25 protein-coding genes are annotated in these 24,212 nt (G+C 64.0%); 16 read left to right on the top strand and 9 right to left on the bottom strand.

The annotated features are described in order from the left end of the window. Window positions 1-2 precede the first annotated feature (2 nt). Window positions 3-626, top strand: a complete 624-nt coding sequence (locus tag ACWGTO_RS09410; protein ID WP_454574578.1) for a TetR/AcrR family transcriptional regulator — start codon at window positions 3-5, stop codon at window positions 624-626. A 23-nt stretch (window positions 627-649) separates the two neighbouring features. After that, entirely contained in the window at window positions 650-1,681 is a 1,032-nt protein-coding gene (locus tag ACWGTO_RS09405) for a histone deacetylase family protein (protein ID WP_454574577.1), read from the top strand. A gap of 221 nt (window positions 1,682-1,902) precedes the next feature. Here the strand turns inward: ACWGTO_RS09405 and ACWGTO_RS09400 are convergent, their stop codons facing one another. From ACWGTO_RS09400 to ACWGTO_RS09390, 3 genes are all read right to left on the bottom strand, one after another. Next, window positions 1,903-2,730 (bottom strand): DUF3626 domain-containing protein, encoded by an 828-nt coding sequence (locus ACWGTO_RS09400; protein ID WP_454574576.1) that lies wholly within the window; start codon window positions 2,728-2,730, stop codon window positions 1,903-1,905. A 54-nt stretch (window positions 2,731-2,784) separates the two neighbouring features. Continuing rightward, a complete protein-coding gene (locus ACWGTO_RS09395) occupies window positions 2,785-3,978 on the bottom strand; it encodes a TMEM43 family protein (RefSeq protein ID WP_454574575.1) in 1,194 nt (397 codons plus the stop codon). A gap of 63 nt (window positions 3,979-4,041) precedes the next feature. Next, complete coding sequence (locus tag ACWGTO_RS09390; protein ID WP_454574574.1) at window positions 4,042-6,942, bottom strand: M16 family metallopeptidase; 2,901 nt, start codon at window positions 6,940-6,942, stop codon at window positions 4,042-4,044. A 512-nt stretch (window positions 6,943-7,454) separates the two neighbouring features. Here ACWGTO_RS09390 and ACWGTO_RS09385 point away from each other — a divergent pair. Further along, on the top strand, window positions 7,455-8,165 hold the full coding sequence (locus tag ACWGTO_RS09385; protein ID WP_454574573.1) for a helix-turn-helix transcriptional regulator: 711 nt from the start codon (window positions 7,455-7,457) through the stop codon (window positions 8,163-8,165). Continuing rightward, a complete protein-coding gene (locus tag ACWGTO_RS09380; protein ID WP_454574572.1) occupies window positions 8,162-8,932 on the top strand; it encodes a response regulator transcription factor in 771 nt (256 codons plus the stop codon). The genes ACWGTO_RS09385 and ACWGTO_RS09380 overlap by 4 nt, the downstream gene beginning before the upstream one ends. Before the next feature lie 56 nt (window positions 8,933-8,988). Here the strand turns inward: ACWGTO_RS09380 and ACWGTO_RS09375 are convergent, their stop codons facing one another. The 6 genes from ACWGTO_RS09375 to motA are packed head-to-tail and all read right to left on the bottom strand — an operon-like array spanning window position 8,989 to window position 13,852. Then, window positions 8,989-9,426 (bottom strand): hypothetical protein, encoded by a 438-nt coding sequence (locus tag ACWGTO_RS09375; RefSeq protein WP_023671756.1) that lies wholly within the window; start codon window positions 9,424-9,426, stop codon window positions 8,989-8,991. Then, entirely contained in the window at window positions 9,423-10,505 is a 1,083-nt protein-coding gene (gene flhB / locus ACWGTO_RS09370) for a flagellar biosynthesis protein FlhB (protein ID WP_454574571.1), read from the bottom strand. Before flhB ends, ACWGTO_RS09375 begins: the two co-directional genes overlap by 4 nt. 19 nt (window positions 10,506-10,524) lie before the next feature. Continuing rightward, entirely contained in the window at window positions 10,525-11,541 is a 1,017-nt protein-coding gene (locus ACWGTO_RS09365; RefSeq protein WP_454574570.1) for a flagellar motor switch protein FliG, read from the bottom strand. Between the two features lie 44 nt (window positions 11,542-11,585). After that, window positions 11,586-11,975, bottom strand: a complete 390-nt coding sequence (gene fliN / locus ACWGTO_RS09360; protein WP_454574569.1) for a flagellar motor switch protein FliN — start codon at window positions 11,973-11,975, stop codon at window positions 11,586-11,588. Between the two features lie 33 nt (window positions 11,976-12,008). After that, entirely contained in the window at window positions 12,009-12,941 is a 933-nt protein-coding gene (locus tag ACWGTO_RS09355; RefSeq protein ID WP_454574568.1) for a FliM/FliN family flagellar motor switch protein, read from the bottom strand. Window positions 12,942-12,976: 35 nt separating this feature from the next. Then, on the bottom strand, window positions 12,977-13,852 hold the full coding sequence (motA, locus tag ACWGTO_RS09350) for a flagellar motor stator protein MotA (RefSeq protein WP_181057535.1): 876 nt from the start codon (window positions 13,850-13,852) through the stop codon (window positions 12,977-12,979). Between the two features lie 139 nt (window positions 13,853-13,991). Between motA and ACWGTO_RS09345 the strand changes: the two genes are divergently transcribed. The 12 genes from ACWGTO_RS09345 to flgH all read left to right on the top strand — a co-directional run bounded on the left by ACWGTO_RS09345 (window position 13,992) and on the right by flgH (window position 24,211). Continuing rightward, window positions 13,992-15,803, top strand: coding sequence for a DUF1217 domain-containing protein (locus ACWGTO_RS09345; protein ID WP_454574567.1), 1,812 nt, complete (start codon window positions 13,992-13,994; stop codon window positions 15,801-15,803). A gap of 8 nt (window positions 15,804-15,811) precedes the next feature. Next, entirely contained in the window at window positions 15,812-16,537 is a 726-nt protein-coding gene (gene flgF, locus ACWGTO_RS09340; protein ID WP_454574566.1) for a flagellar basal-body rod protein FlgF, read from the top strand. A gap of 4 nt (window positions 16,538-16,541) precedes the next feature. After that, entirely contained in the window at window positions 16,542-17,948 is a 1,407-nt protein-coding gene (gene fliI, locus ACWGTO_RS09335) for a flagellar protein export ATPase FliI (protein ID WP_454574565.1), read from the top strand. Continuing rightward, window positions 17,935-19,149 (top strand): hypothetical protein, encoded by a 1,215-nt coding sequence (locus tag ACWGTO_RS09330; protein WP_454574564.1) that lies wholly within the window; start codon window positions 17,935-17,937, stop codon window positions 19,147-19,149. Before fliI ends, ACWGTO_RS09330 begins: the two co-directional genes overlap by 14 nt. Before the next feature lie 87 nt (window positions 19,150-19,236). Further along, complete coding sequence (gene flgB, locus ACWGTO_RS09325; protein WP_112559338.1) at window positions 19,237-19,617, top strand: flagellar basal body rod protein FlgB; 381 nt, start codon at window positions 19,237-19,239, stop codon at window positions 19,615-19,617. A gap of 2 nt (window positions 19,618-19,619) precedes the next feature. Next, window positions 19,620-20,036, top strand: coding sequence for a flagellar basal body rod protein FlgC (flgC, locus tag ACWGTO_RS09320; RefSeq protein WP_454574563.1), 417 nt, complete (start codon window positions 19,620-19,622; stop codon window positions 20,034-20,036). Further along, window positions 20,036-20,371 (top strand): flagellar hook-basal body complex protein FliE, encoded by a 336-nt coding sequence (locus ACWGTO_RS09315; protein ID WP_142865958.1) that lies wholly within the window; start codon window positions 20,036-20,038, stop codon window positions 20,369-20,371. The genes flgC and ACWGTO_RS09315 overlap by 1 nt, the downstream gene beginning before the upstream one ends. Window positions 20,372-20,382: 11 nt before the next feature. Continuing rightward, window positions 20,383-21,171, top strand: a complete 789-nt coding sequence (gene flgG, locus ACWGTO_RS09310) for a flagellar basal-body rod protein FlgG (protein ID WP_112559336.1) — start codon at window positions 20,383-20,385, stop codon at window positions 21,169-21,171. Between the two features lie 6 nt (window positions 21,172-21,177). After that, complete coding sequence (gene flgA / locus ACWGTO_RS09305) at window positions 21,178-21,693, top strand: flagellar basal body P-ring formation chaperone FlgA (RefSeq protein ID WP_454574562.1); 516 nt, start codon at window positions 21,178-21,180, stop codon at window positions 21,691-21,693. Continuing rightward, window positions 21,690-22,931 (top strand): flagellar basal body P-ring protein FlgI, encoded by a 1,242-nt coding sequence (locus ACWGTO_RS09300; RefSeq protein WP_454574561.1) that lies wholly within the window; start codon window positions 21,690-21,692, stop codon window positions 22,929-22,931. The genes flgA and ACWGTO_RS09300 overlap by 4 nt, the downstream gene beginning before the upstream one ends. A gap of 3 nt (window positions 22,932-22,934) precedes the next feature. Next, window positions 22,935-23,510 carry a MotE family protein gene (locus tag ACWGTO_RS09295; protein ID WP_454574560.1) on the top strand — a complete coding sequence of 192 codons (576 nt, stop codon included), beginning with the start codon at window positions 22,935-22,937 and terminating at the stop codon, window positions 23,508-23,510. Beyond that, complete coding sequence (gene flgH / locus ACWGTO_RS09290) at window positions 23,507-24,211, top strand: flagellar basal body L-ring protein FlgH (RefSeq protein WP_454574559.1); 705 nt, start codon at window positions 23,507-23,509, stop codon at window positions 24,209-24,211. Before ACWGTO_RS09295 ends, flgH begins: the two co-directional genes overlap by 4 nt. Window position 24,212: the final 1 nt, after the last annotated feature.

Genomic DNA, 24,212 nt, shown 5'->3' with positions numbered 1-24,212 from the left:
GGATGGCGCTCGAACCGCGCAAGCAGCCGCGGCAGGAGCGGTCGAGCAAGGTGGTCGACCGGATTCTCGACGCGGCGCTGACCCTGACGCGGGAGCAAGGAACCAAGACTCCGACGACGCTCGCCATTGCGCGGCGCGCTGGCCTGTCGGTCGGGTCGCTCTACCAGTACTTCCCCAACAAGGAAGCCATTCTTCTCGACCTCGCCCGGCGCTGGCTGTCCTCCTTTCCCGAGGTGATCGCCAGGCGCATCGAGGTCCCCCCGCCCACCAACCGCGACGAGTTCCGACAGGAAGTGCGCAAGCTATTCATCGATACCTCCAGGATTTATCTCGAAAACGCCACCCTGATGCCGGTGATCGAAGCCATCTCCGGCAATGCCGATCTGAGACCCATCCAGGACGAATATGACGAGCAGATCATCGCGCTGTACGCCGCATGGCTGCAGCATGTGAACCCGGCGCTTGAAGACAAGATCGCCAGCCGGCTCGGCGTGCTGATGATGGATGTCGGGCACGCTTGCCGGCTCGTAGGTTTGAAACGGGATCGCAAGACATACGACCTCATCGAGGACGATGTGGAAAGAATGTGGCTGGCTCTGGTAACCCCCTATCTCAATCTTGACTGATTTCACACTTCGAGAGGAATTTCATGAAGACTGTCTATTCGCCGTTCCATGCCGGCCATTCAGGCCAGATGGAGCTGGTTACATCAGCCATCGTGCCGGGTTTCGAAAAGCCGTCGCGGGCCGAGTTTATCAAGGCGCGGGTCGAGAGCGAGAAGCTCGGGCCGATCATCGGACCCGTCGAGCATGATCTCGCTGCGGCCAAGCGCATTCACAAGACCGACTACATCGACTTCCTGCCGACGGTCTGGCCGCGCTGGACGGCTGAGGGCCACAAGGGCACGGCGATGCCCTTCACCTGGCCGACGCGCGGCCTGCGCGGCGACGTGCCGCCGCAGCGCGTCGATGCCTTGCTCGGTTATTACTCGTTCGACGCCGGCGCCACCTTCGTCGAGGGCACCTGGACTGCGATCAAATCGTCCTATGACGTGGCGCTGACGGCAGCCGTTTTGGTCAAGGGCGGCGAGCGGTCCGCCTTCGCGCTCTGCCGCCCGCCCGGCCATCACGCCGGCGCTGGCTTCATGGGCGGCTATTGCTTCATCAACAACGCCGCCGTTGCCGCCCAATGGTTCCTCGACCAGGGCGCTAGCCGTGTCTCGATCCTCGACGTCGACTACCACCATGGCAACGGCACGCAGGAGATCTTCTATGACCGCGCCGACGTGCAGGTTCTCAATTTGCATGGCGATCCGATGGTCGAGTACCCATTCTTCCTCGGCCATGCCGATGAGCGCGGCGAAGGCGAAGGCGAAGGCTTCAACATCAACTATCCCATGCCCTTCGGCACCGACTGGGACGCCTGGAGCGCCTCACTGGAAGACGCCTGCGCCAGGCTCGCCGCCTACGCGCCCGATATCGTTATCGTCTCGCTCGGCGTCGACACATTCGAGAAGGATCCGATCAGCCAGTTCAAGCTGAAAAGCCCGGACTATCCGAAGATCGGCCATCGCATCGCCAGGCTCGGCCTGCCGACGCTGTTCGTCATGGAAGGCGGCTATGCCGTCGAGGAGATCGGCATCAACGCCGTCGGGGTACTGACCGGATTCGAGGATCGGTAGGAAACATATGGGGCGGTTTGCAGGCGCGCCCTCTCGTTCGACACGCGGCACGCCTCGCGGCTTGTTGGCGGTGTCGGCATTCGAAGTCCGTTAGGCCATACCACAATGGCTCGTGTTTAGCCCGAATCAGGATCCGGCGGGAGATAGAAGCCGCCAGTCGGCAAACGACCTCTTCTAAGACGCTCGGGCCTTGTTTGATGTTTCCGAATGCTGCCGATTCCTTACTCGTGACCAAACCGGGCGATGCAGTGCCAGACCCATTTCGCCGTCTGATAGTCGAGCAGCCGATCGCGAGCATGTCCGAGGATGGCGGGCGTTACCACCTTGTCCTCAGCAATCCTACTGATCGCGCTCGCCGCGGCCGCACCCCGGTATATTTCGTAATCGGCAATCCGCTCCTCCGGCAACCGGAAACCGTCGTGCCATTCCACCCGGCAACCGAGTGAACCAGCGGCTTTCTCTATGGAAGTGTCACGAAACGACGGGTCGAGAACGACAGCGTCGACATCGTCCACCGTGCTCAGCGGGCCATGAATATGCGCTTCGATATAGTTGTCGAGCCAAGGGTCGAGAGCGAGTTCATTTTCCGAGGCAAGTGTGACAAGCGGACGGACATCGTCAACTGCGAAATGGCACGGCTCCAAATGGCTGTCGGGGTAGCAAAATGAAGTGCGGGAACGGACGTGCGGCGCCAGGCGAAGGTGACATGATCCAAAGCGACGTGATCCGCCAACAGGATCAAGGCGATAGTTCAGAGCTCCATATTTCGGTCGGAGCGATGGGTGACCCACGTCATACGCGCCCCCGAATATCCGGCTCTCCCAATTCCATCGATCACCGCCCGGATGAGCTGAACGACCTCCACTGCTTGTGCCTGTCTCGAATTGAGAACGATAGGTTCTGTGCCGGGCGAGGAGATCGATAACCAAATTGCCGTCAACTGCGATATCCGGATGAAAGTTCAGCGTGACTGGATAGAATTCGTCCCCTACGCCTTGCTCGCGGCCTCCGCGCAGATGCGCCAACGCTCGTGTGACCTGATCGTTCATACCCGATAGAAACCTCCGCCAATCTCGGTCATTTCCAATCTATCGGTCCGCGACCTAGGCCGGTGCGCCGGTGCTTGGTGTGGTCATCGGTGCTGCTGCCTTGCGTGAACGGCCGATATAGTAGACCGCCACCGCCGCGATCACCCCTGCCGCCAGGATGGCGACCGCCAGCACTGGCCGGTACCAGAACCAGGCAATCGCGATTGTCGTCGTGCCAACCAGGATCGCCAGGACGAAGGCGATGATGCCAGTGCCCATCCGCGCGATGCTGCCGAGGAACGGTATCACATCGAGGATCACACCGATGGGGCTGAGGAACAGTGCAAAGCCGATGGTCAGCAAAAACAGGCCGGCGCCGCGCAACAGCCAGGTGATCAGCGTGTTGGCGCTGACCGCGTCGGCGAACATCTTTTCGGCCGGCACGTTGCCGGTATCGACCATCAGCAGCGCATCGCCCGCTTGCGTCTGGTAGGGTTCGACCCGGTTGCCGGCCTGGCGCGCGACGATGCTGACCACGCCCAGCGGCGCCAGTTCGTAGCCGATGCGGTAGTCGCCCAAAGCAGGCGTCGTGTTGTCGTCGCCGAGATAGATCTTGCCATCGACGATGCTGAGCGGCTTCGTCCCGGTATAAGCGGCCTTTATCGCCGCCGACTGATCGGCCGATAGCGAATAGTCCTTGTCTCCCTCGATGCGGTCCAGCACCGGCGTATCCAGATCGAAGGCGACAAGCTTGCCCTGTGGGATCTGGAATGTGCGGCTGTGGATTGCCATTGACGGATTCTGATGGCCGTCCGGCTTCTTGAAATCGGACGAGTCGATCTGGCTGTCGTCCCACACTCTGGAATAGCTGTAGGTCGTCACCGTCTCTTCGCCGCCGCCGAGCTTTTTCGTCGTCTCCGACTTGGACTCTTCCTTCCATTGATACATCTCGACGCTGCGCGACAGCCGCAACCCCTGCGCGGCAATGCCGAAATCCGGATCCGCCAGGCCGCTATCGGCCGTCACCGGGCCGCTCACATGGACCAGCTTGCCGTCATTGGCTGCATCGACGCTGTCGGCGCCGACCGAAACGACCGCTCCGGACCCCTCGGCCAGCGAGCGTGCCGTCTGCACGGCGCAGCCCTCGTTCCAGAACAGCCCGATCACCATCAGCACGATCAGGATGAGACCGAAGATGACCCCGCCGACCGCGCGCTTGATCCGCCCGAACCACGAGACGGACGTTACTTCCCGAAATGAATCGCTCATCGTTTCCCCCGAAACAGAGTTGCCCAAGATTTCAACGCGGCCGGCGGCCGCGCGTCGAACTGATCAGTCTGCGTGAATCTGCGCGCCGCAATCCCTGTCACCGGCGCAGGCGTGCACCGCCCGCGTCGTGCCACCATCACCCACCCGCCATGGCGATGCGGACAGAGGCGCTTGCCTCTTGTTGCCGAGAAGGTCAAGCGCCCGCATCGCGGTCTGCTCCTCCGTCTCGTCCCGGTTGACGACCTGCACATCTCTAAGGCCGATCGCGGCGAGCTGCGGCATCACCACGTCAGGATCGCCCGCAACCACTAGCAGTGACGGATCGAGCGACGATAGCGCCAGCGCCTGTTTCTGCACAGCATCGAGGGTCAGCTTTGTGCGCGCCGTCATCCGGCCTTGCTGGTCCTCAAGCGTCGAACCGCTGCCAACCGCGCCAATCAGCGAGGAGAACAGGCCGGCCGAGGTCTCGGCCGATCCGGCGAGCGCCCGGCGATAGACGGTCACCGTGCGGTCGACCTCGTCTTGCGCCACCGGCAAGGTGGTCAGGCCGGCAAACCCTTTGAGAATTTCGGTGATCGCCGGTCCGGTGTTGGCGCGCTCGACGGTTGTTGCCACGACCAGTCCCGAGCCGGCCTTCATCGGGCTCATGAGATAGCTCGACACGCCATAGGAATAGCCCTTTTCCTCGCGGATCACCGAATTCAGCCGGCTGGAGAAATCGGCGCCGAGCAGATTGGAGACCGCGGTCGATTCGGCGCGCTCGCTTTCGTCGGTGCCGGGCGCCGGCCGCGCGACGAACAGCGCCGACTGGCTGGCGCCGGGTTCTGGCACCAGCAGCACCTTTTGGCCGCCACCGAAATGCGCCGCCGGCGCTTGCTCGACGGCATAGCCGGCGGCGTCGCTTGTCCACGCGCCGAATGCTTTCTCGAGGCCGGCTGCAACAGTCGCGACCGGCATCGGGCCGACGCTGTAGAAGGTCACGGCCTTCGGCGTGAACTCCGTCTTGAAGGCATCCCGCGCTTCGTCGAGCGAGATCGAGGCCAGCGCCGTCGCCGACCAGTCGACCGCCGCCTTGCCCGGCACCTGCGGGATAAGGGCTGCCTTTGCCGCGCGGCCGGCAACGCCCGGCAGGTCCGCCTCGCGGCCGTTCAGCCAGTCGGTCGTCTGCGCCATCAGCACCGTCCATTCGGTCTTGTCGAAACGCGGCTTCAGCACCACGTCGGCAAGCAGGCCAAGACCCTGGCCCAGTTTTTCCGGTGGCACGCCAAGCGTCATCGTCGTGGTCAGTGCGCCGGCCTGGTAGCCGACACCGGCGCCGATGTCGCTCGCCGCCTTGGCGAAGTCGGCCGAGCCGCGTGTCCCCGCGCCGCGCGTTGCCATGCTTGCAGCAAGTTCCAGAAGCCCTTCCTTGCCTTCCGGCACGCTGTTCCAGCCGCCTGCGGCACTGGCCGCCACATAGACCATCGGCGCTTCCGGCATGGTGTAGTGGACGAGCTTGATGCCATTGGACAGCGTCGCCGTTTCTTTTGCCGGCAATGTCGCCGAAGGCGCTTGCCCGGCCGCATGCTTCGGAATGTCGATAGCTGCTCGCTCCGGCGCGGTGAACGGCAGCGGCGTACCGGACGAACCGATCAGCGCATCGGGATAGCTGCCGCGCGGGCCGGGCTTCAGCACCAGCACGCTGGCGTCTTCCGATTTCAACAGCCGCTTCATCGTCGCTTCGACGTCCGCCGCGCTGGCGTTCTTGACGCGCGGATCGTCGACCAGCGCGCTTTGCGCATCGCCAAGCACGTCGGCATTGTAGGAGACAGTGCCGGCGCGGTCCTTCAGCCCTTCATTGCCGAGCCGCGCGGCCTGCAACAGGCCGGTGCGCGCGCGCTCGACATCGGCCGGATCGAGCGGCGTCTTGAGGAAATCGGCGAACGCCGATTTCATCGCGCTTTCCAGCGCCTCCGGCGCTACGCCTTCGGCCGCACCCGCCTCGAAGGTGAAGCGACCGCCGAGCAGGCCGCCGGTCCAGTTCGCGCTGGCATAGGTGGCAATGCCCAATTGCGAAACCAGCCGGTTGCGCAGAAATCCATACTCGCCATTGCCGAGCAGTTCGGCTCCAATGCTGAGCGCGCCATTGTCCGGCGACTGCGCCACCGGGCCGCTGAAGCCGACCACGACAACGGGGCTCGGCACACGATCCTCCAGCACCAGCTTCAGCCGGGCCTGCGCCGGTTCCGGCACGGCGGGTCGCGCCACGTCGGAGCCGCGCGCCACCCGGCCGAACGTATCGGCAATCAGCGCTTTGGTGTCGTCGACCTTGAGGTCGCCGACCAGCACCAGCACCGCATTGTTGGGCAGATAGTAGCTGTTGAAGAACCCTCTGACATCGTCGAGCGTCGCCGCGTCGAGGTCAGCGACCGAGCCGATGACCATGCGGCTATAGGGATGCGGCTTCGGGAACAGGCCGGACCAGAAAGCTTCCCAACCGGACGCGCCGGCCTTGTCAAGCACGTTCTGGCGCATTTCGTTCTTGACCACCGAACGCTGCAAATCGAGCTTGGCCTGCGTTACCGACCGGCCGAGATTGGCCATGCGGTCGGCTTCCAGCGACAGGATCATCGGCAGCGACGACGACAGCCCGTCGACGTAATAGACCGTGCCGTCTTCGGTGGTCCATGCATTGATCTCGTTGCCGAGCGCGGCGTGTGCACCGAACACGTTCGGCCAGGCCGGCGTGCCGGAAAACATCAGATGTTCGAACAGATGCGCGAAGCCTGAGCGTCCCGCGGGCTCATTCATCGACCCGACGCGATAGCGCAGGTTCATCACCACCTTCGGCGCACGATGGTCCGGCACCAGCACCACCTGCAGCCCGTTGTCGAGCGCATAGGTGACGATCGGCTCCGCCTTGCCAGCTACCACACCGGCAAGAACGGCAAGCACCACCGTGAACGCCAGGAAAACCCGCTTCATCATTACCCCCGAATGCTGATGGCTGCGAAGCAAGCGCCGCCAAATCCGCCTTTTAAGACCGAAGGGATGCCCACCCCTGCCGGTCGCCGAGAACCTATCGGAATCGATCGTTCCTCGATACGGCAGTGTCGCAACACCCTCTGGCTTTTTCGTGTCGGCGTTTCAGGTCGCTCGAGGCAGGAAAAAACCACGGAAGGCGCCCCCGAGTCGCCTGAGTCCAGAAAAATCGATTTTGTCAAATCGCGTTTGATGTCGGATTCATCTGCGGGTAGATTAGACCCGAATCAGCCGGTCCTTGGGGGGCGCGGCGACCACCCAAAGTCTCAAGTACCGGCCTCTGACCGGCACCAGACGCGGACGGCTTCGCGTTCCCTGATGGATTCGGTGATCTGCGCGACACCGCGCCGTGTGAGTGCTTCGTAAACGTGATGCGTCTTCAAGTTCGGCCGCTGGTGACCCCGGCTCCGGGCTCAAGAAAAGATTCCGGCCATGACATACAACCAAAGCATCCAATGAGCAGCTCCGCCGCGCTTCTGCAATCCGACACATCAGGTTCGCGCCTCGCGTCCCGCGGCGATCTCACCTCGTTCTTCATGCAGCTTGCCGCCGAGATCGGCGCCGACAGCTACATGCTCGTCGCCATTGTCCACGACCAGGACCGCAACGACGCCCGCATCGTCTCCTCCAACTGGATCTTCGACGCCATCGAACTCATCGGCAAGCGGCTGATCGCCGGCCTTGCCCAGGGGCCGCTGACCGTGGCACCGGGCATCCGCCCGAAGCCGTTGGTGGCCGCCGAAGCGCCCGACGCCGGCAGGCTGCTCACCGGCGAGGAAGCGCGCCTGCTCGACGTGCTTGGCCATGCCGAAGTCTATTCGCTGCGGCTCAATGTCGGCCGCCAGCGGCTGTTTGCCTTGTTCTCGGCGGCCGAGGCCGGCAAGATCGACCAGCCGGCGCTGATGAAGGCGCAGTTGAAGTGCTGCTATGCGCTCTCCGCCATTCCGCAATTGGTCGCCGCCGCCGCCATGCAGGACCCGCTGTCCGACCGCGAGCGCGAATGCTTGTTCTGGGTGTCGGAAGGCAAGACCACCGATGAGGTCGCGGTGATCCTCGGGGTCTCCTCCAACACCGTCAACAGCTACATCACCCACGCCATCCAGAAATTCGCGGCCTCGAACCGCGCGATGGCCATCGCCACGGCGATCAGGAGCGGCATCATTTGAAACACGCTGACATCAAGGCGGCGGCCGAAGCCCTCTTCAACGAGCAGCGCAATCCGTTCGGCGCCTTCTCCATCGGTTCCGAAACGCACAACGCCGTCACCATCCCGGACGCCGTGCGGCGCTGCCGCTGGATCGCCGTCGACATCAACGCGTCAGCCTTCGGCCTCTACTTCGTCAGCCCTTCGCCGGAACGCGCGCGCCTGGTGCCGAGCTTCGATTCCGACTATCCCGCTACCGCTGTCGCGACCAAGTTCATCGCCGGCGCCAATGGCGAGGAGATGGTGCGCCACAGCGGCACTTCCACGGCGCCGCGCTGGTGGGCCGATGACGGCATCGCCGGCTCGGATGCCGTCTTCAAGAACCTCGCCTGGACGGAGCGCACGGCGCCGCTGGCGCCGGGCACCAACGGCATCGCCTTTCCCGTTCATGCCGATCGCGGTCATTGCGGGCTGGTGGTGTTCCTGGGCTCGACGATCGCTCTGCCGGAAGACACGCTCTACGAAATCCACGCCCGCTGTTTCTCGCTGTTCGCCGCCGTCGCCCGCATTCGTCCCAACGATTCCAGCCGGATGCGATCGATCTCCAAGCGGGAGCTGGAGTGCCTGAAGCTGACCGCCAACGGCAACACCAGCGAAGAGATCGCCAGGCTGTTGAAGCTGTCGGTCCACACCGCCAACCAGTATCTCACCCAGTCCACCCAGAAGCTCAACGCGGTCAACCGCAACCAGGCGGTGGCCAAGGCGTTGCGGCTGGGGTTGATCGAGTAACGCCTGCCTGCCTTCAGGCCGGCGTACTCAGACGATTGAGATAGCGGGCAAAAAAATCAGCGATAGGCGAGCGGCTCGGTTCTGCGGATGCGCGCCTCTTCGATCACCGTCTCCAGCAAGGCCGTGTTGTGCTCGGGATCCTCGCCGGGTTTCTCGAACGAGACATAGTTGACGGCGACCGAAGACCTCTCCTCGCTCAGCGTCAGCTGGAAATAGACGGTCACGCCGGGCGGCCTGAGCTCGAGATCGAGCACAATCCGCGGGCTGCCGCTCCAGTCGACATGCGCTTCGCCGCCGTGGCCGAGCCGCAGCGTGCCGGGCAGGAAGAACAGTTCCACAGCCGAATCCACGAGGTCCGACAGGCAAGCGAAATGCTCGAGCCGGATGAAGGCGATGTAGTCGGCGACATCGATCAGGCGCAACTCATCCACCACCTGCTCGATGGCCTTGGCGACGATGAGTTCGCGGGATTTTGCGTGCGGTTGGCGGTTCATTGAATTTGTCTCCGCTCAGCCTTTTTCGAGTAGACGATCCGCACCAGTTCGGCGACGGCCTGGTAGAATTGCGACGGGATCACGCTATCAACCGAAACTTGCTTGTACATGGAGCGGGCGAGCGCAACGTCCTCGAAGATCGGGATGTTGTGCTCCTTGGCGATCTCGCGAATCTTGAGCGCCACCAGGTCCTGTCCCTTGGCCAGCACCATGGGTGCTGAATCTTCGTCGCGGACATATTTGAGCGCGATGGAAAAGTGCGTCGGATTGGCGATGATCAGCGTCGCGCGCGGCACCGCCGTCATCATCCGCTTACGCGCCCGGTCGCGTGCCAGCGAGCGCAGCCGCGACTTGATGATCGGGTCGCCTTCGGACTGTTTGAACTCGTCCTTGACCTCCTGCTTGGTCATGCGCAGATCCTGCTTCCAGTGGAAGCGCGACCAGACGATGTCGACAGACGCGATCAGCCCCATGACGAAGACGGTCGCCACCAAAATGTCGACGGCGATGCTTTTGATAACGAGGCCGAAAGCGACCGGGTTGGTGATCATGCCGGCCAGGAGCTGGCGGTAATCCTGCGACAGCGTGAAGTAGAGCACGATGCTGGCAAAGCCAAGCTTGCCAAGCGACTTCAGGAATTCGACGAAACCCTCCACGCCGAACAGCCGGGTCCATCCCTTGCTGATCGAGATTCGCGACAGTTGCGGTCGGATCCGCTCGCCGACGAATTGCGGCATGTTCTGCAGCACCGAAGCGCCGATGCCGGCCACCACCAGCAGCACCAGCAGGCTGAAGACGGCACGGCCGATCTCCATCATCACGGTCTTGTAGAGCGCGATGACGTCGGTCTCGGTGTCCATCGGCCACGCCTCCGGCTTCTCCAGGAACATGGACAGGAACATGCCGAGATCGACCACCGCGTCCTTGGCGTAGAAGACGGTGAACACCAATATGGCAATGAAGGACGCCAGGAGTGCGGCTTCCCGCGAATGGGGCAGCTTGCCCTGTTCGATGGTGTCGCGGATCTTCTTTTCTGTCGCGTCTTCGGTTTTGGAGTCTTTGTCAGCCGCCTCAGCCATTTGGGGTCAGCGCTCGGCTCTACGCCGCCTCGCTCTGCTGCGACGAGGGGAGTTCGAAGGCCCCCTCGCGCGAAAGCCGGATCGTCGCCACCGCAACGTTCTTGCGCGCCGCCATGATGTCGGCAAGCTGGATGCCTTCCGAACCCTGTCCGAGCTCGGACTCGATCATGCGCCGCGACCGGGCGCCGATTGCCGACAGCACCGACTCTGTCAATGCGGGCGCCGCACCGCGCAGCGCCAGCGTGATCAGTTCAGTCGACAGCCCGTCGAACAGAAGCACCCTCGCCTTCTGGGTCAGAAGCGGCAGATCGTCGAAGGCAAACAGCCTGGAGCGGACGCCGCCGAGATCCGGCGTGCCGGCCTCTTCCAGGTCCTGCATGACCTCTTCCAGCTGCGGCTTGTCCATTTCGTTGAGCACGCTGGCAACGCGCGCCTGTCCGGCCGATATGTCCTTGGTCGCGGTCTGCGCCAGCACGCTGGCGCGCAGCTGGTTTTCGATGATCCTGGCGGCGGCGTCGGGGATCGTCGCCATCGTCACCATGCGCTTGATGATCTCGCTGCGCATCGGCTTTTCCAAGGTCAGCAGGATGTTGGCGGCGGCCTGCGGCGCAAGCTTCGACAGCACCATGGCTGCGGTCTGCGGATGCTCGGTGGCAAGGAATGTACCGAGACGCGTCGGTTCGAGCTTTTCCAGCTCCGGCCAGATCGGCGGCGGTCCTTCCGGCGCGACCTCGAAGCGCTTGTCGCCCATGATGGCGCTCATCTCTTCGGGCGACAGCGATTCATTGAGGATGGTGTCCATCCGGTCGGCGGAATCGAGCAGGCCGGCACCTTCGGTGAATTCGGCCTCGAATTCGGCGACGATACGTTCGAGATCGCTCTGCGGAATGGTGCGCAGCAGACGCGCCCCCTCGATCAACGCCTTCAGTTCTTCCTGCTTGAAAAACTTCAGAAGGCGGCTGGCCGATGGCTTGCCCATCGCTACCAGGATGGCGGCAGCCTTTTGCGGGCGCGTGAGCGTCACCTGCGTCGTCATGGCATCCGCTCCGATCGTGGCTGAGACCGCATGTCGTCTGTCCCTCAGGCGCTCTTGGTGGCAGCGATGATTTCGGTCAGCCTGATGCCGAAGCGCGACGGATCGCTTTCCAGCACGGTGATCTCGCCACGCGCGATCTTGCGACCATTGACCACGACATCGACCGGCTCACCGATGCGCCGGTTCAGCGCCACCGTCGAGCCCTTCTGCAGCGCCATCAGGTCCGACACCGGCATTTCGGTGCTGCCGAGGATGATCTGCACGTCGACCGGGATGCTCATGATGACGTTCGAATTGGTGCCGGACATGGCGGCACGCAACGCAGCGTCGGGCCGCTTTTCCTCCTCCTGGAGGACGCCGCGCAATTCCTCGATGGCGCGGTCGAGCTGTTCGTCCGGCTGGTCGATATTGGCTTCCACCTTGGTCTTGGCCATAAGTCGTCTCCAAATGCTTGGGTTTGCCCGGCGTCAGCCCGGCATGAGCCCATCGATAAAATCCTGACCGGCATCGTAAGGATGCCTGATCCGGACGGTGTAATTCTGCCCGAGTTTACCGAACTCGCACACAAACAGCGTCTTGTCGCGCGCGCTCAGCCTGGCGTGCGACTGCGCCGTTTCCTCGAATTCGATCACCTGGCCAGGCTCGAAGCCGGCGAGGTCGCCGAGCGTCAGGCGCGCCAGCGGCATGGTCGCTTCGAGCGTCACCGTCGAGCGCATCACCTCTTCCGAAAAGCGTGCCCGCCAGTCGGAGGTCGTGCCTTCGCCGTCCTGGACATCGGCGATACCGCGCGTCGCCAAGAGGATGCGCTGCGGGATCATCACCGTGACCGTGCCGCTGTCGGTCGGCGTCGAAATGCCGAACACGATGCGCACCGCCGCGCCGTCGCGCAGCACCCGGCGTCTGGCTTCGCTGCCCGAAAGCGCCCGCGGCACAGGCAGCCGCAACTCGAGCGAGCGGCGGCCCGATCCGTTCAGCGCCTGCGCAACCTCCTGGAAGACCGTCGTCGCGACATCCGTCTCGATCTGCGACAGCTCCCGCTCGATCGGCGCAACGGGCTGATCCGGATCGCCGCCGAACAGCGCGCAGACCATCACCGCGATGGCCGGCGCATCGATCACCAGCGTCATAGCATCGGAAGAAGTCGGCGATGCAATGATGGTCATGGCAAAGCTGTCGCCGGCATGCACGCGCGCATCAGGCACGCGGCTGACCTCGACCGCGCGCAGGTCGACGGTAACTTGGGCGCCGAGTCCGCCGGCCAGGCTCTTCTGCAGCAGCGGCAGGGCGCGCTCGCCCATCGATCGCCCGGTGCCGATGACATGACCGGCCTCGCCGCTGTCACCGACCAGACGCTCGATGATCAGCGAGCGGGCTTGCGAGGGGCTGCCAGGACTTGTCATGACGGCGTGCGGTCCTGTCTGTCGTCATGCATGGCTCAGGCCGCTTTCTTCTCGGCGGAGGCGGTGTTCATCGTGCTCTGCTCGACGGCATCGATCGTCGGCCGCTCATAGGACGAGATGGTCTTGCGGCCGAACTCGATCGCCACCTGCGGCAAGGCGCCGTTCATGTAGGCGAGCAGCGTCTGCTTGACGATGATGTAGAGGCGGTTCTTCTTCTCGCGCACCGTCTTGATCTTGGTGGCGACCGGTCCGACCACGGCGTAGGACAGGAAGATGCCGAGAAAGGTTCCGACAAGGGCGGCGCCGATCAGGCCGCCGAGGATTTCCGGGGACTGGTCGAGCGCGCCCATCGCCTTGACGACGCCGAGCACTGCGGCAACGATGCCGAGCGCCGGCAAACCGTCGCCCACCGCCACCAGCGCGTGATAGGCCTTCATCTTGTCGGTCTTGATGGTCTGGATTTCCTCGTCCATCAGCGCCTCGATCTCATGCGAGCGCGCATTGCCGATGATGATGATGCGGCAATAGTCGCAGATGAAATGCGTCAGATCGTGGTTCTTGAGCACGGTCGGGAACGCCTGGAAGATCGCCGATTCCTCGGGGTTGTCGATATGCGCTTCGACCTCGCTGCGGGACTTTGAGCGCAGTTCGCGCATCAGGCTGTGCAGGACGCCCAGCGTCTCCAGATAGTCGCGCTCCTTCGGCACCGCCTGCTTGAAGGCTTCGAGAATGCCCTTGCCGGTGTCCTTGACCGTCTTCATCGGGTTGGCGACGAGGAAGGTGCCGAGCGCGGCGCCGCAGATGACCACCGCTTCCCAGGGCTGCATCAGCACATGCAGATGGCCGCCCATGGCCATGAAGCCGCCGAGAACACAGCCGAGCGTCACCACCAGTCCGATCAGAATGCCCACGCCAGATCCTTCCACATCACGTCAGGCCTAATCGATAGCCCCCGTGCCTTGTGTGAGGCTTGAATCACGCATGGCCGATTCAGCCTCGCGCAAGCAAGTCCGCATACTCTGACTCTGAAGCTGCGACCGGAGGCATGTCGTGTTGAGCACTTTTACCAGCTACCAGCTCATCGCCAGGGATATTCCCAAGGCGATCGACCGCATCGAGGCGGACCCGGTCACCAAGCGCGACACCGACTACTATCTGGCCAACATCGGCAGCGTGAAATCGATCGACGATTTCGTCAAGAACACCCGGCTGTTCACTTATGCCATGAAGGCCTTCGGCCTTGGCGACATGGCCTACGCCAAGGCCTTCATGGTCAAAGCCCTGAGGGAGGGCGTCTCCGACCCCGACAGCTTCGCCAACAAATTGACCGACAAGCGCTATGCCGAGTTCGTCTCGGCCTTCAATTTCGCAGCGTTGGGCGCGGATGCCACCAGCTACAATCCCGCGCAGCAGGGCGTGACCAAGAACTATGCGGCCCAAATTGGGCTTGGCGCCTTGCAGAACGGGTTCGACTACTACAAGGGCGAGACGTCCTACTTCATTAGCAACATCTCCAACGTCAAATCGATCGACGATTTGATGGGCAACGACCGCCTGCTCACCTATGCGATGGCCGCCTTCGGCCTCGACGCCGACGCCGAAGCGCCGGCGACCGTCCGGGCGATGCTGGAAGGCGGCGTCACCGACCCGAACAGCCCGGCGAACACGTCGACCAACAAGGGCTATGCAGCTTTCGTCGCCGCCTTCGACTTCGTCCAGTATGGCGACCAGGCGACAGCACGCGACGCCGTCCAGCAGGCGGTTCCAAAGGCGATCATGGCCGGAACCGGGCTGGTGCTGGTCAAGCCGACCGCGCAATACATCAAGGGCGAGTCCGACTACTACGCGGCAAACATCTCCAAGGTGAAGTCGATCGAAGACCTTCTGAAGGACAAGCGCCTGCTGACCTTGGCCATGGCTGCCTATGGGCTGGACGCATCGACCCAGACGGCGAAGCAGATTCGCACGATGGTCAACGGCGGCGTCACCGATCCGTTCAGCCCCGCCAACCTGTTGACCGACAAGAGCTACGCCAACTTCGTCGCCGCCTTCGACTTTGCCCAATATGGCGATCAGACGACCACGCGCGACGCCGTGCTGAAGACCACGCCGAAGCTTTACACGACCGAGTCCAGTCTTGGTCTCATCAAGCCGAATGCGGATGCTGTCCAGGCCGAGACCAGCTACTACCTCGCCAACATCACCAAGGTGAAGTCGATCGACGATCTGATGGCCGACAGCCGGCTCTACAATTATGCGATGTCGGCCAGCGGGATCGATCCGGCAAGCGTCAGCAAGGACCTGATCCGCAGGGTGCTGGAAGGCGGCGTCCGTGACCCGGACAGCGTCGCCAACAAGGCCAACAACAAGGCCTTCGCCAGGCTCGCCACCTCGTTGAATTTCGAGGCTTATGGCGAAGCGGCGACCACCCGCAGCGCCTCACAGCAGCCGGTCGTCGACAAATACATGCGTCAGACGCTGGAAGAAGATGCCGGCAAGACCAATGAAGGTGTGCGGCTGGCGCTCTATTTCGAACGAAAGGCGCCGACGATCACCAACTGGTACGACGTGCTGGCCGATACGGCCCTGGCCAGCGTGGTACGCACCGCGATCGGCCTGCCCGATTCTTTCGCCACCGCCGACATCGACAAGCAGGCGCAGGCCTTCGAGGCAAAGCTCGACCTCACCGATTTCACCGACCCCGCCAAGCTCGACAAATTCCTGACCCGCTTCACCAGCCTGTGGGAAATCAACCACCCGACCTCGACAGCCCAGACCTCGGTTGGTGTGCTGTTTGCCCAACCGACCACCGTTGGCATCTCGACCGATCTGATGATGGCCATGCAGAAACTGAAATTCTGAGAGCACCCATGCAGGACAGCCTCTACGTCGCCCTTTCCTCGCAGATCGCGCTCGAGCGCCGACTCGACACCATCGCCGACAATGTCGCCAATGCCTCGACCATCGGCTTTCGCGCCACCGGCGTGAAGTTCGAGGATGTGGTCTCCGGCAGCGGTCCCAAATCAGTGTCGTTCGCCTCTTCGGGCAAGACCTATCTTTCCGGCGCGCACGGCGCGATGACGGAGACCGGCAACCCGTTCGACTTCGCCGTCCAGGGCGATGCCTGGTTCGGCATCGATACGCCGGCCGGCACCGTGATGACGCGTGACGGGCGGTTTTCGATGAACGAGAACGGTGAGCTGATGTCGCTCGAGGGCCATCCGGTGCTCGATGCCGGCGGCGCGCCGATCCAGCTCGACCCGCGCGACGGCCCGCCCAAGGCCGGCGCCGACGGCTCGCTGCGCCAGGGCGACAAGCTTGTCGGCGCCATCGGCCTGTTCAATTTCGACCCGGGCCCGAACTTCGTCCGCTACGGCAATTCGGGCATCGTTCCCTCGCGCACGCCGGAGCCGGTCACCGACCGCGCCGATCTGGGTGTCGCGCAAGGCTTTGTCGAGGAATCCAACGTCAATCCGGTGCTGGAGATGACGCGCCTGATCATGGTCCAGCGTGCCTTCGAGAACACGGCGGCGCTGATGCGCCAGACCGACGCCTCGACCGGCGACGCCATCAAGACGCTCGGCTCCAAGACGTAGCGGCATGTCGAGCAGCCGATCATCGATACGTGCGCTTGAACGGCAGCCGGAAGCAGCGCCGGAAAACCGGCTGGCTGCGCTGGAACGGATCTGGCGTCGGTTCGACGATACCGAAACGCTGCTGCGGCGCGGCGGCCGCGTCGTCGAGGTTTCGCCGACGCACTACAAGGTGCGCGGCCTGTCCGAAATCGCCAGGCTGGGTGACCTCGTCGAGCAGCGCGGCAAAGCCGGCACGCGCCGCGGCGAGATCGTAAGGATCGGCCGCGACGAGGTCGTCATCGCGCCCTTCGAGCGCAGCGCAGATGCCGGAATCGGCGACGCCGTGTTTCGGCGTGGTCCGCTGGTGGTGACGCCGCACGCCTCGTGGCGCGGGCGCGCCATCGACGCGCTGACTCGCGCCATCGACGGCGGGCCGCCGCTGATCAGGAACGGCGAAGCGGCAAGCGGCGACGGCGCTACGCCCGGCGCCATGTCGCGGCAGCGCGTCGGCACCGCCTTCACGACCGGGGTCAAGGTCATCGACATCTTCACGCCGCTCTGCTTCGGCCAGCGCCTCGGCGTCTTTGCCGGATCCGGCGTCGGCAAGTCGACGCTGCTCGCCATGTTGGCCGGCGCCGACGCCTTCGACACCGTGGTTGTGGCGCTGATCGGCGAACGCGGCCGCGAGGTACGCGAATTCCTCGAAGACACGATCGGCGCGCAAAGCATGGCCAAGACCGTCGCTGTCGTCGCCACCAGCGACGAGAGCGCCATGATGCGCCGTCGCGCGCCCGATACCGCCATGCGCGTTGCCGAGCATTTTCGCGACCAGGGTCACCGTGTGCTCCTGGTGCTGGATTCGATCACCCGCTTTGCCCACGCGTTGCGCGAAGTGGCGACCGGCACCGGCGAACCACCGGTCGCCCGCGGCTATCCCGCTTCGGTTTTCACCGACCTGCCCAAACTGCTTGAGCGCGCGGGGCCGGGTGCTGAAGGAAAAGGGTCGATCACCGCCATCATCTCGGTGCTGGTCGACGGCGACGACCACAACGACCCGGTCGCCGACTCGGTGCGCGGTATTCTCGACGGCCACGTCGTGCTCGACCGCGCCATAGCCGAACAGGGCCGTTATCCGCCCGTCAACCCGCTGTCGTCGATCTCGCGCCTCGCCGACAAGGCATGGAGCCCCGAGCAGCGCATGCTGGTGACCAGGCTGAAGTCGATGATCTCGCGCTTCGAGGACACGCGCGATATCCGCCTGCTCGGCGCCTACCAGGGCGGAGCCGATGCCGAACTCGACATTGCGGTGCGCCAGGTGCCGCTGATCTATGAAGCGCTGACGCAGTCGCCGAAGGACCGCGCCTCGAGCGACGCATTCTCCGACCTCGCCCGTCATCTGAAAGGCAAGCAAAGTGTCGATGCCGGAGACTGAGCGCCAATACACCGAGCGGCTCCTGCGCGAGATGCTGGCCGAGGCTAGCGCCGCCGAGGAAGCCAGGGCTGACGAAGCAAGGGTTGCCAAGGCGAAAGCTGATCGCGCCAAGGCAGCCAAAACCGCGGCCGCATTGGCCAGGGCGGCCAAGCCACCCTTGCCGAGACTGGTCCAGCCTGCGCTGCGCAGCGTGCGCGAACCGGCCTTGCTCGGCTCGTCTGAGCCTGCCTTGCCGAGCGTGACCAACCTGGCCTTGCCCGGCATGGGTGAGCCATCCACGCCCAGCGCCTTCAGGCGTGCCTTGGTCGGTGCGCCCAAGGCTGCCTTGCGCGGCGTGTCCAAGCTTGCATCGCGAAGCGTGAAACTCATATCGAGCAACGCGTCCAAGGCCGCGTCGCGCAAAGCAGCCAGGCTGGCGGCGCGCAAAGCGGCCAAGTCCGCCTCGCGCAAAATGGCCAAGCCTGCTCCAACCAGCGACACCGTGCCCGCATCGCTCAGGACAGTCGAAACTGCGCAGCGCGATGTCAGCAAGCCTGCCTTCCCCCAGGTGGCCAGACCTGCGCCCCCGACTTTCGCCAAGCCCCCACAGCCCAAGGCTCCGCATGCCGAACTCAACGAGGCGATCGCGGCCAGCCGTGACTCGCTTCTCGATGGGCTCTTTCCCGACGTCGACTGGCCGCAGCCGCCAAGGGCGCAGTTTCCCAGGGTGAAAAAGAACGATGACCGCCGCAGCGATATCGTCTTTGCCGCGCTGGGCATCACGCTCGGCCTGATCTGCGCGCTGTTCCCCTGGTATATCTTCTTCAATCAGGATCAGTTCGGCGTCCAGGCAATCAAGTTCGGCGGCAGCGGCACCAATGCCGGGCGCGTCAGCGGCGGCTCGCAGATGGAAAATTCCGGCCAACCGCTGACCGCGAACGATGTTCCCGATGTCGACCTGTTCGCCACCGGTACGCTGCAGGATCCGGAGGACAAGTCCCAGCCTCCCGGCGCCGACGAGCAGCCCTTTCCGGGCGATGCCAAATTCCGCATGGTCCATGTCGCCAACGGCCGCGCCATGATCGAGGACGACGCCGGCCTGTGGATCGTCCAGCGCGGCTCGAAGCTGCCCGACTCCAGCACCGTCTCGTCGATCGAGCAGCGCGGCGGCAAATGGGTGATGGTCACCAGCGCCGACCAGGTGATCGAACTCTCCAAATAGCGGAACACGCGGGCTTACCCCCGGCTCCGCGTAAGGTCCACGCAAGACTGGCGGCCTAGTCTGGTTCGTACCAGCCTGGAGATCCCCATGGAGCCCGTCAACCTTTTCGATCTTGCAGCCAAGCAGTCGCAATGGCTGTCCGTGCGTCAGTCCGCCATTGCCGGCAACATCGCCAACGTCAACACGCCGGGCTACACCGCCGGCGATGTCGAGCCGTTCGAGAAGGTACTCGACCGCACCGCAGTGTCGTTGACCGCGACCCAGGCCGGGCATCTTGGCACCGCCGCCACCAATGCCGGCTTCACGGTCAAGCCCGAAGAAACGACCGGCGCCATCATGCCGTCGAAGAACACCGTGGTGGTCGAGAACGAGCTGATGAAGGCCGGCGAAGTCCGCCGCTCCTTCGAGCTCAACACGGCGATCGTCAAGGCCTTCCATTCGATGATGATGATGGCGGTCAAGACCTGACCATGGACGCGCTCACCGCAGCCCTCAAGATCGCCGCATCCGGCCTCGGCGCCCAGTCGGACCGCTTGCGCGTCGTCTCGGAAAACCTCGCCAACTCGCAGTCGACCGGCAACACGCCGGGCGCCGAACCCTATCGCCGCAAGACCATCAGTTTCGTTTCCGAGCTCGACCGTGCCTCGGGCGGCACCATGGTGGAGGTCAACTCCATCGACCGCGACCCCAGCGACTTTCCCGTCGAGTTCCAGCCCGGCAACGAGGCCGCCGACGACAAGGGCTACGTCAAGATGCCCAACGTCAACGTGCTGGTCGAGATGGCCGACATGAGCGAAGCCAACCGCTCCTACGAAGCCAACCTTCAGGTCATCAAGCAGGCGCGTGATCTGATCTCCATGACCATCGACCTGATGAGGAACCAGTAATGATCAGCGGCATTGGCGGTATCGGATCGCTTCCACTCAAGCCGGAGATCGGCGGCGCCGACGCCGCGACCGACCTGTTTCAGGGCACCACGGCGCCAATGGCCGGCGGCGAAATCGCCGGCACCTTCGCCGAGGCGCTGAGCCAGGCTGCTTCAAAGACCGTCAATACCTTGCAGAACGCCGAACAGGTTTCGATCCAGGCGCTCAAGGGCGACGCCGATACCCGCCAGGTCGTCGACGCGGTCATGAGCGCCCAACAGGCCCTGCAGACCACGATCGCCATCCGCGACAAGGTCGTCTCCGCCTATCTCGAAATCAGCCGTATGGGCATCTGAGGAGACTTGCCGTGAAAGCACTCGCCATTGCCGCGACCGGCATGAACGCCCAGCAGACCAATCTGGAAGTCATCGCCAACAACATCGCCAACATCAACACCACCGGCTACAAGCGCGCGCGCGCCGAATTCTCCGACCTGCTCTACCAGGTCGACCGCACGCAAGGCGTGCCCAACCGGTCCAATTCCTCGCTGGTGCCGGAAGGCGTCTCGATCGGCCTCGGCGTCAAGACGACCGCGGTGCGCAACGTCCACACGCAGGGCGAACTGACCTCAACTGGCAACAGTTTCGACATGGCGCTGACCGGTCGCGGCTGGTTCCAGATCGAGGGCGCCGACGGCGGCACGCTCTACAGCCGCGCCGGCGCCTTCAACACCAACGCCACCGGCCAGCTGGTGACCGTCGACGGCGCCAATGTCATCCCGGCCATCACCGTGCCGGTCGATGCCATCGAAGTCGTCGTCAACAAGACCGGCCAGGTCTTTGCCCGCATCGACGGCCAGACCGATCTCCAGCTGCTCGGCCAGCTGCAGCTCGCCAACTTCGCCAACGAAGCCGGCCTGGCGCCGCTCGGCGACAATTTGTTCCAGGAAACGCCGGCCTCCGGACCGGCCAATGTCGGCGTGCCCGGCGATCCCGGCTTTGCCACGGTCGAGCAAGGTTATCTCGAGGCGTCCAACGTCGATCCGGTCAAGGAAATCACCGAGTTGATCTCGGCGCAGCGCGCCTATGAGATGAACTCCAAGGTCATCCAGGCCGCCGACGACATGGCCTCGGTCGTGTCCAAGAACATCAGGTAAGGTTTGATGGTCTCTCCGGCCTCCCGCTCCGCGCTTTGCCGCACCGCGCTGATCCTCGCGCTGGTGGCCGGCGGCGTGCCGGCTTTTGCGCAGGAGCAAACCACCACGCAGGTCGCCAGCAACCAGGCGGCCAGCGAAGTCGTTTTGATCCCCAATCGGGTTATTTACCCCGGCGAGATGATCGACACCGGCGCCTTGAAACCGGTGACGCTGCTCCCCGGCAAGCACAAGCCGGACGCGGTCGCCACGCAGGCCGAGGAACTCCAGGGCAAGGTCGCCAAGCGCACGCTGCTGCCCGGCCGCTACATTCCGGTCGCCGCCATCCGCGATGCCTGGCTGGTCGAACAGGGTGCCGCCGTACAGGTCTATTTCATCGCCGGCGACCTCACCATTTCGGCCACGGCCGTGTCGTTGCAGCCGGGGGCCGCGGGCGATCTGATCAAGGTCCGGAACGCCGACAGCGGCAAGATCTTTTCCGGCACGGTGATGGCCGACGGCACCATCCGGGTCAGCGCTTCATGAGGCGCGTACCTACCCTTCTGCTTGCGGCCATTCTCGGCCTGCAGCCGGCGCTGGCCGATGGTCTTACACCGAAGCAAAAGCGCGATCTTGCCGGCCAGAATGGCGGCGTCTTCGTCGATCCCGAATATGACCCGGCCACCACCAGCCGCATGTTCAGGGTGTCCAACGGCCCAAGCTCGCTGCCGCCCGGCCAGGTCGCGTCGCGCATCAAGGACATCGCGCAACTGCAGGCCTCGCGCGACAACCAGCTCGTCGGCTATGGCCTTGTCATCGGCCTCGCCGGATCGGGCGACAGCCTGCGCAATTCGCCCTTCACCGAGCAGTCGATCCGCGCCATGCTCGAAAATCTCGGCATCGCCACCGAAGGCGGCAGCGCGCGGGCCAAGAACGTCGCCGCCGTCATCGTCACCGCCAACATGCCGCCCTATGTCCAGTCGGGCGCCCGCATCGACATCGACGTCTCCTCCATGGGCGACGCCACCTCGCTTGCCGGCGGCACGCTGGTGATGACGCCGCTGAAGGCGGCCGACGGCGAAATCTATGCTGTCGGACAAGGTTCGGTGATCGTTTCCGGCTTCACCGCCCAGGGCGACGCGGAAAAGCTGACGCAAGGCGTGCCGACGGCCGGCCGCGTGCCCAACGGCGCCATTGTCGAGCGCACGGTGCGCGCCGAGTTCGAGGACCAGTCGCTGCTCACCTTGCAGCTGCGCAATCCCGATTTCTCGACCGCCGTTCGCATCGCCGACGCCATCAACGGCTACACCTCGCAGCGCTTCGGCATGCGCGTGGCGGCCGAGCGCGATGCGCGCACCGTGCAGATCAGACGGCCGAAGAATGTTTCGGCGGCGCGCTTCTACGCCGAGATCGAAAACCTTGTCGTCGAATCCGACACGCCGGCGCGCGTCGTCATCGACGAGCGCACCGGCACCATCGTCATCGGCAATGAGGTCAAGATCTCGCGGGTGGCGATCAGCCACGGCACGCTCACCGTGCGCATCACCGAACAGCCGAAGATCGTCCAGCCCGAACCCTTCTCCAAGGGCGTGACGGCTGAGGAACCCTTCACCACCATCGAGGCAACCCGGCCCGATGCGCGTGTCGCCGTGCTCGACGGACCCAACCTCGAAACGCTGGTGTCGGGCCTCAACCGTCTCGGCGTCAAGCCGGACGGCATCATTGCCATCCTGCAAGGCATCAAGTCGGCCGGGGCTTTGCAGGCCGATCTGGTTCTCCAATAGGCCATGCCGATGATCGCTCGTCTTTCCCACAAGCACCACCGCAATGCAGCACTGATGGCCTGCGCCATCGCCACGCTCGTCTCCGTCATTCCGGTTCGCGGCGAAGAAGCCGTGCGGCAGGTTTTGCCCGGCGCACAGGCGCCCGCTGCACCCCAGCAGCTGGTTCGCGAGAAAGCGCCGGATGAAAGCGAAATCCAGCGCTTCTGCTCCAACATCGCCGACGCCGCCCGCGACCGCCGCTACGCGCTGCAGGCCGAGGAACTGAAGCAGCTGCAGGCCGGCATCGACCAGCGTATGAAGGCGCTGGACGAGAAGCGAGCCGAATACGAGCAATGGCTGAAGCGGCGCGAAGTTTTTCTGGCCCGCGCCGAGGACGGCGTCGTCAAGATTTATGCCGGCATGAAACCGGATGCCGCGGCCGAGCGCCTGGCCATGGTCACCCCTGATCTCGCCGCCGCCATCCTGATGAAACTCGATTCGCGCAAGGCCGGCGTCATTCTCAATGAAATGGACCAGACGGCGGCGGCCACGCTCACCGGCATCATGGCCAGCGCGGCCCGAAGGGTAGATCCGTCATGAAGTTGCAGTTGCTCACCCTGGTCGCCGCCGCAGCACTGTCCGGCTGCGCAGTCGACCCGAAGGAGATCGGCAGGGAGCCGGCGCTGTCGCCGGTCGGCACCGGCATCACCGGCAGCGTCGACGCGCCCTACTCATACCCGGAAGAGCCGCGGGCGCCGGTGAAGAAATTCTCGCTGTGGGACGATCGCCAGAGCCGATTGTTCACCGATCCGCGTGCGCTGCGCGATGGCGATATCCTGACCGTCAGGATCAAGCTCAACGACAAGGCCAACTTCAAGAACCAGAACGACCGCAGCCGCACCGCCGCGCGCAAGCTCGGCTATGACGTCAAGCTCGGATGGGAGGATGCCAGCACCACCGGCAAGGGCGACGCCGGCTTGAGCTCCAGCACCGAAACCAATGCGGACGGCGAAATCAAGCGCTCGGAAAACCTCGAGCTCAACGTCGCCGCTGTCGTCACCGAAGTCCTGCCCAACGGCAATCTGATGATCCGCGGCTCGCAGGAAGTGCGCGTCAACTACGAGCTCAGGGTGCTGACCATTGCCGGCATGGTGCGTCCCTCAGATATCGGCGCCGAAAACACCATTTCCTACGAACGCATCGCCGAGGCGCGCATCTCCTATGGCGGCCGCGGCCGGATTGCAGAGATCCAGCAACCTGCCTACGGCCAGCAGATCCTCGACCAAGTCCTCCCCTTCTAGG

Source organism: Mesorhizobium sp. PL10 (genome assembly GCF_053714315.1).
The sequence above is the reverse complement of the archived record's forward strand: the minus strand, read 5'-3'. Positions and strand labels throughout refer to the sequence as shown.